The organism is Pseudomonas sp. TH32, assembly GCF_016650855.1.
In the GTDB taxonomy this organism is placed as follows: domain Bacteria; phylum Pseudomonadota; class Gammaproteobacteria; order Pseudomonadales; family Pseudomonadaceae; genus Aquipseudomonas.
The window spans coordinates 23,054-36,769 of record NZ_JAEKFA010000002.1 but is presented as its reverse complement, the minus strand read 5'-3'; the positions used below and the strand labels follow the sequence as shown (position 1 = coordinate 36,769).

The 13,716-nt window shown below is 52.8% G+C and carries 11 protein-coding genes and 1 pseudogene; 2 read left to right on the top strand and 10 right to left on the bottom strand.

Features of this window, described 5'->3' with window-relative positions:
- Nucleotides 1–182: 182 nt before the first annotated feature.
- The 10 genes and pseudogenes from JFV30_RS03845 to JFV30_RS03805 form a co-directional block, all read right to left on the bottom strand.
- Nucleotides 183–710: a fimbrial protein gene (locus JFV30_RS03845; RefSeq protein WP_201122009.1), complete on the bottom strand. Its 528-nt coding sequence runs from the start codon at nt 708–710 to the stop codon at nt 183–185.
- Nucleotides 707–1,210, bottom strand: coding sequence for a fimbrial protein (locus JFV30_RS03840; protein ID WP_201122008.1), 504 nt, complete (start codon nt 1,208–1,210; stop codon nt 707–709). Before JFV30_RS03840 ends, JFV30_RS03845 begins: the two co-directional genes overlap by 4 nt.
- Nucleotides 1,207–1,689, bottom strand: a complete 483-nt coding sequence (locus tag JFV30_RS03835) for a fimbrial protein (protein WP_201122006.1) — start codon at nt 1,687–1,689, stop codon at nt 1,207–1,209. The genes JFV30_RS03840 and JFV30_RS03835 overlap by 4 nt, the downstream gene beginning before the upstream one ends.
- A gap of 14 nt (nt 1,690–1,703) precedes the next feature.
- Complete coding sequence (locus tag JFV30_RS03830; protein WP_342215031.1) at nt 1,704–2,213, bottom strand: fimbrial protein; 510 nt, start codon at nt 2,211–2,213, stop codon at nt 1,704–1,706.
- A 10-nt stretch (nt 2,214–2,223) separates the two neighbouring features.
- Nucleotides 2,224–2,517: a hypothetical protein gene (locus tag JFV30_RS03825; RefSeq protein WP_201122003.1), complete on the bottom strand. Its 294-nt coding sequence runs from the start codon at nt 2,515–2,517 to the stop codon at nt 2,224–2,226.
- A 42-nt stretch (nt 2,518–2,559) separates the two neighbouring features.
- A complete protein-coding gene (locus JFV30_RS03820; RefSeq protein WP_274610268.1) occupies nt 2,560–3,312 on the bottom strand; it encodes a fimbria/pilus periplasmic chaperone in 753 nt (250 codons plus the stop codon).
- Between the two features lie 115 nt (nt 3,313–3,427).
- The gene (locus JFV30_RS33000) at nt 3,428–3,694 is read right to left on the bottom strand and encodes a FimD/PapC C-terminal domain-containing protein (RefSeq protein WP_242487129.1); all 267 of its coding nucleotides are present in this window, start codon (nt 3,692–3,694) and stop codon (nt 3,428–3,430) included.
- A gap of 84 nt (nt 3,695–3,778) precedes the next feature.
- Nucleotides 3,779–5,967, bottom strand: a pseudogene (locus JFV30_RS03815) (fimbria/pilus outer membrane usher protein); the annotation flags it as partial.
- A gap of 560 nt (nt 5,968–6,527) precedes the next feature.
- Complete coding sequence (locus tag JFV30_RS03810; RefSeq protein WP_201122001.1) at nt 6,528–7,079, bottom strand: fimbrial protein; 552 nt, start codon at nt 7,077–7,079, stop codon at nt 6,528–6,530.
- Nucleotides 7,080–7,250: 171 nt separating this feature from the next.
- Nucleotides 7,251–7,877 carry a response regulator transcription factor gene (locus JFV30_RS03805; protein WP_201121999.1) on the bottom strand — a complete coding sequence of 209 codons (627 nt, stop codon included), beginning with the start codon at nt 7,875–7,877 and terminating at the stop codon, nt 7,251–7,253.
- A gap of 204 nt (nt 7,878–8,081) precedes the next feature.
- On the opposite strand from JFV30_RS03805, the gene JFV30_RS03800 reads away from it, so the two are divergent.
- Nucleotides 8,082–9,293: an EAL domain-containing response regulator gene (locus JFV30_RS03800; RefSeq protein WP_201121996.1), complete on the top strand. Its 1,212-nt coding sequence runs from the start codon at nt 8,082–8,084 to the stop codon at nt 9,291–9,293.
- A gap of 202 nt (nt 9,294–9,495) precedes the next feature.
- Nucleotides 9,496–13,053 (top strand): transporter substrate-binding domain-containing protein, encoded by a 3,558-nt coding sequence (locus tag JFV30_RS03795; RefSeq protein ID WP_201121993.1) that lies wholly within the window; start codon nt 9,496–9,498, stop codon nt 13,051–13,053.
- Nucleotides 13,054–13,716 lie beyond the last annotated feature (663 nt).

Sequence of the window (13,716 nt, the reverse complement as noted above, 5' to 3'; positions counted from 1 at the left end):
GGTCATGGTCCCGATGTACCTGCATAGGTTGGAGGCGATAATTACCGCCACACACCTGCCGATACAACGCCTCACCTTGTTGTGGCCCATGGAAACGCAGGTGCCACACATCCGCGTTTGGAGGTGCATGTCGGCGTCGTTTGCCCACCCAGGCATACGCCGCCAACCAGTCACTTTCAGCCTTATTCATATTCCAGGCTAAAGGTGGCGATAGCACTGAAAGGTCCGCGCTCAATGCTCTTGTTGGCTATCGCCTGCGGTTCGCCCTGCACAAAGGCCAGCATCGTCAGGGTGTTGCTGCCGTTGACCAACCGGAAGCCTTCACCGGGCTTATTCAGCGGTAGTTTCTGGCCAGCGAGGGTTTCCATTCCGATAGCAATACCGTTGGCCTGGCTGCCACCCGCAACCGCCAGCAACCCGTTCAGATTTGGGTTTTCAATACCGCTGAAAGCCACCTTCACGGTTTTGCCCAGACTCGCGTCGCATTCAGTCAGGCGAATTTCAAACGTCTGGCCGTGAGTGCGCTGGTTGGTATACAGGTACTTGTCTGTCACCGTGCCAAAGTCCAATGTCACGCTCTCGCTCCCAGGCGCAATCAAACAAGGCTCTGCCACCAAGGCACCGTGTAGCCGAACATTCTCGGCCTGCACCGTCTGGTTAAGCATCAACACCAGCGGCAGTGCATAGAGATGCCTCTTGCTCCGGCTCATTGGTACACCGCCCGCAGGGTCGCAGTGGCCTCAAATGGTCCTTCTATCAAGACTGCGCCCACCCGTTTGACTGGTACGGCGTATAGCTTCGGCGGACTGGTCTGACTTATGGGGATCGGCTTGTTCAATTCAAAAGGAACGCCGTTTTGCTGGATCTGGATCGCCAAATCAGTCACGTTGCTGCTCACTGCCGCGGCATCGTAATCCACCGGGGTACCAATGATTTCCAGTGTCATGTCGCTAGCATTGGAACTCGGATCGCAGGTGATTTGGTAATTCATCACTTGCATGTAGTTCACGCCATCCACTTTTTTCACACCTACCCTAGTACCAAAATTCACATCTACGTTGGCGCCTTGGTTGATAGTGCACGGTGGTGACTCAATCAAGGTGCCGCGCAGCCTCACGTTATCGGTCTCCCAGTCGGCCGCGCTCAAGATGCCACTGACCAGAAACAGCAAGATGCCTGCATAAAGTTTCGTGACGTTAAACCTGCTCACCGGTACTCCACCCTCATGGTCGCCACCGCAGAGAAGACACCGCCACTAAGAGTGGCGTCGGTACGTTTGACCGGCACTGCGTAAAGTTGCGGCAAGTTCGGGTAGGTGAAATCCTTGGAGCTGTTGATAGGTAGCCGAGTCCCACCATTCAGTATTGCAATGCCAAAATTGCTGATATTGGTCACCAACACACCGCTGTCAAACGCCGCACCCGTGCCTTCTATCCGGATGCTCATCGCACTGGGGGCGCCCACCGGGCATTGCACTGTGTAGGGAACTTGCATTTTCTTATAGGTGCCGTCCACCAGGGTGGTCTGCACGTCGCTTCCGAAGTCAACGACAATAATGGTGTTGCTACTCACCTTGCACGGTATTGACTCAACCAGAGTGCCGCGGAATCTTAGGTTATCTGTTTCCCAGTCTGCCGCGCTCAAGATGCCACTCACCAGAAACAGCAGCATGCCCATATAAAATTTCATCACGTTATACCTGTTCACTGGTACTCCACCCTCATGGTCGCCACCGCAGAGAAGACACCGCCACTAAGAGTGGCGCCGGTACGTTTGACCGGCACTGCGTAAAGTTGCGGCAAGTTCGGGTAGGTGAAATCCTTGGAGCTGTTGATAGGTAGCCGAGTCCCACCATTCAGTATTGCAATACCAAAATTGCTGATATTGGTCCCCAACACGTTGCGATCAAACGCCGCCCCCGTACCGTCTATCCGGATATTCATCGTTCTGGGGGCTCCCGCCGGGCACTGCAGTGTGTAAGGCACTTGCATTATTTTGTAGCTACCGTCCACCAGGGTCGTCTGCACGTCGCTGCCGAAGTCAACTACCACAATGCTATTGTTGTTGACCGTGCACGGCGGCGCCGTGAGGATCACCGTCACATTGATGGTACTGGATGAGGACGCCATGACCGGCTGAACGTTAGCTCCCAGCGCGACCAAAACAACGCATAAGGCACGGCGCATATACCGGTGTGAAGTTTCGATGGCCACGCTGCTCACGTTACGCATAGTTAGTTCGCAAGCTCAATTGAGCTGAACACGCCTGCGCCAATCGGTTGCTAACAATGTCTCCCAGCCGCACAGCCCAATGTGTAGAGGGCATTTCCAGCCGAAAAGCACTTCCTGTGAACGCGCCACGCACACGCAACACGCCATTAACACTTTCCACATTGGCGTTATCCTTAGCCGGGGCAACCGGCTGTAGCGGTGTCACTCGCACTGCCGCCGGCTTTATCCACAGGGATTGCCACTCGTGGGGAGACAGAGCTGTATTGGCTTTTTTTCGCTGTTGCATGTTTAGCTCCTTCATTGCGTCATGACACCCATACACCGGTCATCAATTCGGCTTGACGGGCTTGGCCTTGCAGTCGTCACCGATGCAGGTGAACTGCAGCTGCGGGCGACCTCCGTAGTCATTGACATAGGTCAGTACCGGCGTCGGGCCCAGCACGGAAACGCTCAGGTTCAGCGTGTCGTTACCCTGTGGCGCCACCATGATCGGTTCAAACCCCTCGGCGCCGGTGCTGCCGGGTTTGCTGCCAGCGTCGACTATCGTCACGTAATACGGCGTCGGGTTATTCACCTGGTATTTGTCACCCTGCTTCTTCAGCGTCAGTTGTTCCTGCCAGGGCACCATCCCCATGGTTGCGCCCAGGGCTTTTGGCCGATAAAACAGCTTGATGCGCGTCTGCAGTGCCAACTGCAACGTGTTGGGTTTTTCGCTCTTTGGCGGAATTTCACGCAGGTTGAAATAGAACAGCGTCTCGCGGTCCTGCACTAACAGATTGGCGGCAGGCACGGCCTGTACCTTGATCTGGCTTTTGGCCCCAGGCTCCAGGCGCTGCAGGGGCGGAAGTGCGGTCAAAGGGCTGGTGATCTTATTGCCCTGCTCATCCTCCACCCAGCCTTGCGCCAAGTAAGGAAGAGTTTTGTTTTCATTGCTGATACTGAGACTGATGGACTTTTCTCCACCGTTAAATACCGCCCGGGTCCGATCCAGCGACACGGCAGCTTGCACTTGTTGCAGGCCCAGCATGCTCAACAGCAGGCCGCCAACCACGCTGGAGAGAGGATTACTCTGTATATTCATCTTTAGTTACTCACCGTTGGTGTCACTGTAAAAAATTAAAAAGACAGTCCTCCGAAAAGAACGCCATGCTAGCCTGCCGCACGTGCAGCAGGTGTCTTGGCAGTACTGAGTCAACTCAGCGTTTTTTTGGCGAATCGCTGGAAGATATCCGTGTGCAAGGCAACACCAGTTCTGCCATGTCGCCCGCGGAAATCTGCGCCGGCATCTGCAGCGCACACTGCGCTTGACCATTCCAATACACGCTCATTTCCCCACCGGGTTGAATGCCGCTGAGGTAGACGCTGCCATCGTCGCTCACGAGGCCCACTTTCTGGCCCTTGGAGTTTTTCACCGTGGCACCAAAAGGTGCGGTTGAACCATCGCTCAGCTGGATGATCACCATCGCTTTCTCACCGGCCACGACCTCAAACCGGCGATAGCCAATAGCCCCTTCAGTCAGAGTCGCTTGTGTCACCGAGCGCGCCACTTCGGCGTTTTCCGGCAATTTGTTAAGATCAATGCTGACCTGATTGCGGTGATAACTGTTGACGTCGGTGACCACGGCTTTACCAAATCGGTTAGTGCGAACGGAGGCGCCATACCCCGAGATCGGAATGTCCGCGACGCCATCGGTATCGACCAGGATTCGAGTACCACCAATCATGTTCGAGCGGTGCATCGCTGCCCCCTTCATGGTGGCGGTTGCCCCGCCCTGCAGCGACATACCGACCGACGCATAACGACCCTCCTGATAGCTGGTATTGGCATTCACCCGGGCCAGGGTACCGTCATGGCTGTAGAAGCCACTGGCGGTGGACCCGTTGCTGTTTTTGCCGCCATTGAGCTGATAACTGTCCCCATTTTCGAGACGATCGTAGTAGCCCACCTGATGACTGTTTGCATCACGATCGTAGCTGCCGCTGTAGCTGATAGAACTGTTACCTCCACCCAGTGGCATTGAGAGCGAGAGGTACATACCGTCATCATTGGAACCGTTGTACTTATTACGGTACGCCGTCATCGACAGGCTTAGTGCTCTGAACTGACCGACGCTGAAGTTTTTGGACAAGGTAAAGGTATATCGGTCGCTGGCCTTGGTATTCCAATAAGTCTGGTGGTCGTAGTTGAGATAAGTACTCAACCCACTGTCGCTGAAGTTCTGTCTGAAACTGACGCTGTATAACTCTTTGCTGTTTTCATTACGTGTGCCGTATTTACAGGCATTCAGATAATCGGTCATGGACATGTAGTCTTTCTCCGAGAAGCGATACCCGGCAAAGGTCACTTGGCTGTCATACTTGTCAAAGTTTTTCGAATAGCGCAGCCGATAAGAGGCACCGCTCAGTGTGTCTTGTTCCGTTTGAGGCAGTCGGGCCCGCGACTGGGTAACGTCAAACGACAATGCTCCATATGTCATCAAGTCACGTCCCAAGCCTAAGGCCAGGGCTTTGTAATCACCGCCGTCTACACCTCCTCCGTAAAGCGACCAACCATTACTCACCCCCACGAAGCCTCTCCGGCGATAAACATCTGGCCTTCGGTGCTATGGCTGAAGTCTGAGGGTCGACCGCTGCTGACTTTGTAACGCACGGCGCCTGGCCTGGTCAGGTAGGGAACGCTGGCGGTTTCAACAGTGAAAGACTGCACGCTGCCATCTTGCTCCTCTACCCGCACATCCAATTGCCCAGAAACGGCATCATTAATGTCTTGAATGCGGAACGGCCCCGAGGCAACCTGGGTTTCATATAACACCCGGCCCTGCTGGCTGATCACTACTTTGGCGTTGGTACGCGCAACGCCTGCAACTTCCGGGGCATAACCACGCAGGTTAGGCGGCAACATGCTGTCATCGGTGATCAGGCTGGCGCCGGTAAAGCGAAAGCTGTCAAAAATATCGGAATACAGGAAGTTCTCACCCAGTGAAAACTGCGCCCCAAGGGCTGGAATAGCCTTGTATGCGTAGTAACGGCTCCAATCCCAACTATTGCCCGAGCCCTGGCCATTGCTGCGATGATCCAGCCGCGTTTGCCAGTCGGCACGCAACCGCCAGGCGCCCATGTTGGCCCCCACCGTGCCGTTGCCGCTCAGGGTGCTGGAGGTGCCACCACCATGCTCCTCGCGCTGGCTTTGGCCGTTCATGTAGTAGTCGACGAACAGGCCAGGGATACCTTCGTCCCAACGCGACGGCGGATCCCAGCTGTCTATGGCATATTCCAAATAGGCCTGCGGTACGCTCACCGTCAGGATGGAAGTTCCTAGTTCAGCACTCGCTACCGCACCTGGCAGACTGTCCAGCAAAAGGCATTGCCCCTGATGCCACCATGTGAGTTTTTTGCTGATATCCGGCTTCAAACCGAACTTATCGACCAGCGTCGAACTGAGGCACGCGACACTGTCTTTGGCATCCTGTTCTGAGGGATAAAACACCACAGACTGCTCTGGCTGCTCCTGCCTGTTAATACGCACAAGCATCGTGTAATTACCCGGCATAATATACGCGCCACGGGAAAACTGGCTCAAATCAATATTCTCGCGATCTTTAACATCTAGAACATCAGTATTGAACTGTACTTCTTCCGCACTGACATAGAACCCGACACCGCCAAATGCGCAGATTAGAAAAGTACCAAGTACGCGCGAGCGGAAAGGTAAAAGCGTCCAGCTTGGCGCCCTCATACTTCATTTATCCAATTAAATTCTTGTTCGCGCCGCACACACGCCAACTACTTTCGAATCATAGTTGTGCCCGGCCACACACCACCGCAGACCCATAGGTCCTAAACAAATACAAAATAGCCAGACTACCGACGGATTCCCCGCAAGTACCAGACTACGGAAACATTCAAGCGTCACTTACATTGACCAAGCTTCTAATTGGGAAAAGCTGCCCGAAGCTGTAACAATCTGGCCACTGCGCGCCAAATGCAGTACATAAATGCTGAAAAACTCGATTTCTGCCAAACTATCAAATATCACCTTGAAGATGAGACTTATAAACTTAATATCCAAGGGCAAAACTTTAATTCAAGGAAAATATACATAACACAAAGAACCACCGCATGCCTTCGCGCATCGAAGATGCAGTTAATCAGCTAACAGATTGCAGATATCGGACTATCTCGTAACATCGGCTAAACAATAGAAGATCGCCATCTACCATACGACTAACCCTAAACAGACAAAAATGCATGTGGCAATACTACCCACATGCATAACCAATCTATATCGAGATCAAATCAGTTGTAGGACAGCATGAAGTTAGCCACGCTGCTGAATTCACCCGGAATGATGGAGGCCGCAGCACCACCGTTACCTTTGAGATAAGCACTGAACGCCAGAGTGGCGTTAGTAGCACCTATGCTAACCAGTTGGCCGGTGGATGCGGTACCCAGAACAACCTGCGCACCGTTACCGTCAGTAATTGCAATGCCTGCACCGCTAGCATCGCCGGTGATACCCAGCAACCCGCCTGTACCGGCCGGACCATCGAACGTTGTCTTGACAGTTTTAGCGGTCGTCAGGCTGCACTTTTCCAGGCGAATTTCAAAAGGCTTCGGCTCGGAGTTACCGCTGTTAGCCAGCGTCGTGTTAGATACCGAACCCAACCCAACCGTTTGATCGACAGAGTTCGGATCAATAGAGCAAGGAGCGTCAATAATAGCGCCGGTAAACGTAATTTTACCGTGACCCTGATCTATGGCTGGAGCCGGATCTTCACCTTCAGCCTGCACGCCACAGGCAACACCCAACATTAACGCTGTCACGATCGCCAGTTTGTTGAATTTCATTTTACATTCCTAAATTAGTGTTTTGTCCTATCAGGAGCCCAGTGGAGCTCTCGAAGCTCAGATGTCGCGAAACCATCAAGCCAGGGCCAGAATATTCGTTAGGAATGTAGAAGTACGTAGGACGTTACCGAAGACCGACTAGGAAATGTCCTACATAATTTCAGATACCGATCAGACGGTCAGCGAGTTGCGCTTGGCGAATTCAGCCAGGTCCACCAACGAAGCGACGCCGATCTTTTGTAATAGACGGGTCTTATAGGTGCTGATGGTCTTATTGCTAAGGAATAACTTTTCGCTAATCTGCTTATTCGAAAAGCCCTGAGCCAAGTACTGCAATACCGTCAACTCTCGGTCGGTCAGCGATTGGATCTGCTTAAGTTCAGTCAACTGATCGGCTGAAGTTACACTGTCAGAGGCCAGCGAAGGGAAGAAGGTATAGCCAGCGTCCACAGCCTTGACCGCAGCGATCAAGTTGTCGAGCCCCTCTTCCTTGTTGACAAAACCACGGGCACCGAGCTGGATACAGCGTCGGCAGACGGCGTCGGCTGGCTGCGAAGTCAGCATGAGTATCTCACTACGCACGTTCAGGGCCTTGATGCGGGTGATGACGCTGAAGCCATCAAGCTTGGGAATGCCAATGTCGAGAATCACAACCTGTGGGGTTAACTCACGCACTAGCTGAACAGCTTCGAGTCCATTATCTGCCTCGCCGACCACGCGCATACCGTGCTTTTCCAGCAGTATCTTGACCGATAGCCGAATCACCGGGTGATCGTCAACTATGAGAACACTATGCATCGTATTTTTGCCTCTTGAGCGCGGCGGTGCGCAGCAGTTCAACTTAAGGATAGCTAAGGCTAACACCATTAGCTGAACCGGTCCTACTGTAGGACCTTCGGCTGATTGCCTTCGGAAATTTCCTAGAAAAGATAGGAAACCTCTCATTTAGACTCCAGTCGCACACTCACACACTGCCTCCTCCCCTTTTTGTGTAGATGCGCAATGCAAAACTTGACTGTGATGGTGTTGGAGGATGAACCATTCCAACGCTTGGTCACCGTGACCGCGTTGGAGAAAATACTGTCGGGCCCTATTCTGCAAGCTGCTGGTGGCGACGAAGCAATTGCTGCCCTCGAAACCTGCAACCACATAGATATCGTTCTCTGCGACCTTAAAATGGCAGGTACTGACGGGCTGGCCTTCCTGCGCCATGCCAGCAGCAGTGGAAAAGTCCGTGCAGTGGCGCTGTGCAGCGAGCTGGATCCAGTCCTACGGCATGCCACTGCATCGATGATTCACTGCCTAGGCCTCACCTATCTCGGCGATTTGGGGAAACCATTCAACAAGGAGGGTTTCAACGAATTGATCACGCGCTACCAGGCGCACTGTAATGCCACGCCCAGGTTATTACCTCCGTCCGAACTGCCAACTCTAGACGACGTGCTGCTAGGTTTGGACAACGGTGAGTTCGAGGCTTATTACCAACCCAAAGTCACCCTTCAAGGGCAAGCGTTGGTAGGAGCGGAAGTGCTCGCGCGTTGGGCACATCCGCAGCTCGGGGTGTTAACACCTGCGCACTTTTTACCGGTGATGGAACAGCATCACCTGATCGACAGGATGTTCTGGCATCTGTTCGAGCAGGGTTTGGCGTTGCATCAGCGACTGGCGGAGCTAAGGCTGGAGTCCCACTTAGCGTTTAACCTACATCCGATGCAATTAGCCAATCGTGCTTTGACTCATCGTATATCGATGCTCCTCAGAGAGGCGCGGGTGTCACCGTCTAGTGTAATGTTCGAGATCACCGAATCTGGTCTGCTCAATGCACCGGCCAATAGTCTGGAGAACCTCGTACGCTTGCGCATTCTCGGATGTGGTCTTGCCATGGATGATTTTGGAGCAGGCTACTCATCGCTAGATAGGCTCAGCGAACTGCCGTTCAGCGAGATCAAACTTGACCGGGCATTTGTACACAAGATGCAAAGCCAACCCAGGAGCGCAGCAATTATCAGCTGTTCGGTGGCCCTCGCGCGCTCTCTGAACATCGAATTGGTCATCGAAGGTGTAGAGACACTCGAGCAGCAGGCTCGACTGATTGATCTGGGCTGCACCGTAGCCCAAGGCTTTCTATTTGCCCGACCTATGCCGGAAAGTCACTTCATAAACTACTGCATGGACCGAAATACTCGCCGGGCCGATACATCATCTGATGACTGAACGAAGGCAATAGTGTTGAACTAAAAGCGCGCTATCCAAATCGCTGACGGCTACTATCGTTACGTCACGCCCCCCAACTACAATCCGGTAAGGGTAGGCTTCCACCCCCTGGGCACTTTCGGTCTGATCCCCTATGTACCTACGCTCTCTCTGGCTAATCCTGTGCCCACTCCTGACAACCACTCCTGCGGTGTCTGCACAGATGCCTTTGCCTTATCAGGCGCTTGCCAGCGAGTTACATGTTGACCACCACGAAATGGAAGCTTCGCCTGAAGATTGGCTCTGGCTGCGACATAAAAGTGAGCTGAAGGTCGGTGTATCCCCCAGCGAATCGGCACCGTTCTCGATCAAGACTGCTGAGAATCAGTACGAGGGTATCAGTGCTGATACAACGGCACTTGTTTCGCAATTATTGGGAGTGCAGTTGAAGCTCGTACCATTTGCCAATGACGAGGACGCCGAACAAGCGCTGATAGCAGGCAGTATAGATTTGATCAGCAGTACTCATAGCCAAACATCGCGCCAGGATCTGATTTTCAGTACTCCTTACACCCAGGATCGGCTTGCCGTATTCAAACGTCGTTCGGAGTCGCGGCATCCGCCCGCCAATTTGGCCGGTTTGAGCGTGGCGGTCACCCGCGAGTACGTTGACGAATTACAACAGCTATATCCTCGGGCTGATTTCAAGGTCTACTCCAACCATGACAAGGCGATTGCCGCTGCCGCCTTTGGGCAGGCAGATGTTTATCTCGACGATCTGTATAGCGCCTATTACCAAATGAATCGTTCGTTCTACGGTTACTTGAGCTTTGAGCGATTCAGCGAGCTATCCATCGGTGGTTACCGCTATGCCTTTCGTGGCGACAACACGCGCCTGCAAGGCCTAGTTAACAGGGCCATCGTCGTCATCGGCAAGGATCAACTGAGGCACTTGGCCATGCGCTGGGTTGGTAACAGCTTCATTCCCAGGGAAGATCCCATCAACCTCACGTTGCAAGAGTCCCGCTGGATTGAGCGCCATCCGGTGGTCCGACTGGTGGTCAATGACGACTTGGCGCCAAGTGCGTACTTCGATTCCAATGGGGTATTTATCGGGGGTGTAGCCGATCTTCTTGAAGTGATAACACTCAGTACCGGTCTACATTTTCAGGTGAAATCTTATAGCGGTGGTTTCTCACAAATCATCAATGCGCTGCAAAATGGCGAATCCGATTTGACACTGATGACCGCCAGCCCTGAACGTGAAGAGTTCCTGCGCTTTTCCCGACCGCTCTTCGTCGATCCCTTTGTGTTGCTCACCAACATTCAAAACAAAGACAAGTTAGTAGACCTGGCGGATAAACGTGTGGCGATTGCCACCGGCCACGTCGCTATAAAGAGACTGCACGAACTCTACCCCAAAGCGATACTGATCGAAGCGGGTAGCACAGTGAACTCAATGAATCTTCTCTATGAGGGACAGGTTGATGCCGCGGTCACAGCGCTACCCGCAGCACGCTACTACATCGAGAGGTTGTTTCGCGACAAGCTGGTTGTCAGTCAAGCGCTTGATCTCGAACCTGGCACGATTAACTTTGCCTACCAACGAAGTGACGCGGAACTGCAATCCATAATAGAGAAGGTATTGCAGAGCATGGCGCCGGATGAGCTCAACGCTCTTTACAACCGCTGGCGCTCCCCACCGGGCATGAGTGGACAGACTTGGATCAATTACGAACGGGTGATCCGTCAAGTTGTATTAGCCGCAGTGGTGTTGCTGCTGCTCGCGTTGGTCTGGGTGATTTACCTACGTCGCCAGGTCAAAGCAAGGGCCAAAGCCGAGCAGATGCTCAACGACCAACTACGGTTTGTCGAGACCTTGACTGACTGTATGCCTCCACCCCTTTACGTGTGTGATTCCAATGGACGCATGGTGTCGTGCAACCGCAGCTTCCTCAAGAGTGTTGGCTTAAGCACCGAACAGGTGCTGAACAAGACACCCGATCAGCTACCTAGGGAAAACTTTGAGAGCGCGCCTGAATTTCACCACGATTTCTTGCATGCCATACGTTACAGCCAGACGATCGAGTCGGTACATGCCATTCAGCTACAAGGAAGAGCGGTATGGATTAGCCACTGGGTGCAACCGTTCCAAAACTCACAGGGCATCACCAAGGGCGTTATCTGCGGCTGGCTGGATATCACCGAACATCGACAACTGGTACAGCAGTTACAAGAAGCAAAGAGCCATGCGGACGACGCCAGCAGGGCCAAGAGTAGTTTCCTGGCGACGATGAGCCATGAGATTCGTACGCCAATGAACGCCGTAATCGGTATTCTGGAGCTAGCGCTCAAGCGCGCCGATAGCGCACCCATCGATCGCACCAGTATCGAAGTTGCTCATACCTCAGCAAAAAGTCTGCTGGAACTAATCGGCGATATTCTCGATATCGCGCGAATCGAATCCGGCCGTTTGAGCCTCTCGCCAAAACGCACCAACCTGAGAGAGTTGGTTGAATCGGTCGCACGGGTGTTTGAAGGGCTGGCCCGGCAGAAACGCCTGAACTTAGTACTGGAGATCGACTCGAGCATCAATTGCGACGTACTGGTTGATGCAATGCGTTTTAAGCAAATCCTCTCCAATCTTGTCAGCAACGCGATCAAGTTTACCGAAGAGGGTACGGTAGAGGTCAGCATTACAGGTGTCTTGATCGATGGCAGCGTACTCAACGTAAGCCTTAGTGTCGAAGACACAGGTGTTGGCATAAGTCCGCTCGATCAGCAGCGGCTGTTTCGCCCCTTTGCCCAAGTGCACCGCAATGTGCAGCAAACCGAAGGTACTGGCTTGGGCCTGGTAATCTGTCGCTCACTCTGCGAGATGATGGGTGGCCGGTTAAGTATGAGTAGCGCGCTAGGCCGCGGCACGAAAATCGACGTTGAGTTGCGCTTACAAGTTCTTGAGCGCGTCAGCATCTCGCCGGTGCTAGCGACACCTGCGCGCAAACAACGTTATCGCCTGCAGGTACTGGTGGTGGATGACCATCAGGTCAATCGACAAGTTTTGTATCAGCAGTTAGCATTTCTCGGCCACGATGTCAGCGAGGCAGAAAATGGCCGGGAAGGCTTCGAACGCTGGCGCGAACAACCCTTTGATATTGTCATCACTGACTGCCATATGCCGATCATGAGCGGTGTCGAACTGACCCGGGCAATTCGGCGAGCAGAACTGGAAAGCGAACAGGAATCTACGGTGATCATCGGCCTCACCGCCGATGCACAGCCGGAGGAGTTAGAGCTGTGCATTCTCGCGGGCATGAACGATTGCTTGATCAAACCAATCGGTATTGATGATCTGGACGCGCGCTTGTTGGAGCACTATTTGACTGATGAAGTCGACCAGCCTGAAACGAAGCAACTGATATCCATACCTGATTCGTTCAAACTGGTAGATCTTGCGCCGCTGGAGCTTTTAATCAGCAACGAGCCGATCAAGTTTCAACAGATCCTTGATGAACTGATTAAAAGCAATCGAAAGGACTGTCAGACGATGCAGGAATTACTGCAAAACGGTGAGATAGACAACCTTGTAGAGCTGGCCCACCGGGTCAAAGGCGCCGCGCGAGTAGTAAAGGGCGAGCAACTGGTGGAGTGCTGCAGGAGACTAGAAGCTGCATGCCAGGACTCAAAGGTTGAGTCGGGACAGCTCCAGCAGCTAGTTGGGCAGGTCGAGGCGGCCATTGCTGCACTAGAGCATGCGTTACTGAGTCCTCGGTTACAATAATCTGTAATAAATCTAGAGGTTACTCGACATGTATTCCTATTCGTGTAGCACTTGATTTAAAGGCTGCAGTACCCAAAATCCAGCACTCCTCCAGAGAGCGTGGATAGTTTTCGGCGAGCCAAACCATCGGTACATAAACATGATTATCTCGAATACGGATAGATATATTATCCCTTAGGGTGGAAGTCGAAACGACTTTTTCAATGCCGCCAATAGCTGCCGGAACAAAAACACTTCCGTCTGTCGAGATGCCCACAGTACGCTTCCACTCAGGTAGTTTTTTTATCTTTCCAGAGTTAACAACTAACCACCGCATTTAGCACACCACTTGACTCGCCATAGTTTTATTATGGTCTCTCGCTATTTTATCTAAGACAATAGGAATTTTCCCAAAGACTTATAGACTCTTCCTACATGGCTACTGCGTCGGCTTGCGAAGATGCCCCTTACGTATGCAATGAGCGCCCCTAGGTTTCATTCGCAAATGCTGCGTATTCTCCTCCTTAGCCAGGTAGTGCTTTGCTTTTTGCGCCTGGCTATGAATGTGAACATCGTACTGATAGATCCCATGAGTAAGCGACTGTCAGTGGGAGATTTTTCGAAGGTTTATGTGATCAATTGGATAAAGTCCGGTGCCACTGATTTCAAACAACGGTTCAGGCG

Excerpts from the sequence above, each read along its gene's own strand:
- JFV30_RS33000 (WP_242487129.1), bottom strand. The coding sequence starts at position 3,694 with ATGGTGATCATCCAGCTGAGCGATGGTTCAACCGCACCTTTTGGTGCC.
- JFV30_RS03835 (WP_201122006.1), bottom strand. The coding sequence starts at position 1,689 with ATGAAATTTTATATGGGCATGCTGCTGTTTCTGGTGAGTGGCATCTTG.
- JFV30_RS03800 (WP_201121996.1), top strand. The coding sequence starts at position 8,082 with ATGCAAAACTTGACTGTGATGGTGTTGGAGGATGAACCATTCCAACGC.
- JFV30_RS03825 (WP_201122003.1), bottom strand. The coding sequence starts at position 2,517 with ATGCAACAGCGAAAAAAAGCCAATACAGCTCTGTCTCCCCACGAGTGG.
- JFV30_RS03795 (WP_201121993.1), top strand. The coding sequence starts at position 9,496 with ATGCCTTTGCCTTATCAGGCGCTTGCCAGCGAGTTACATGTTGACCAC.
- JFV30_RS03820 (WP_274610268.1), bottom strand. The coding sequence starts at position 3,312 with ATGAATATACAGAGTAATCCTCTCTCCAGCGTGGTTGGCGGCCTGCTG.
- JFV30_RS03810 (WP_201122001.1), bottom strand. The coding sequence starts at position 7,079 with ATGAAATTCAACAAACTGGCGATCGTGACAGCGTTAATGTTGGGTGTT.
- JFV30_RS03805 (WP_201121999.1), bottom strand. The coding sequence starts at position 7,877 with ATGCATAGTGTTCTCATAGTTGACGATCACCCGGTGATTCGGCTATCG.
- JFV30_RS03845 (WP_201122009.1), bottom strand. The coding sequence starts at position 710 with ATGAGCCGGAGCAAGAGGCATCTCTATGCACTGCCGCTGGTGTTGATG.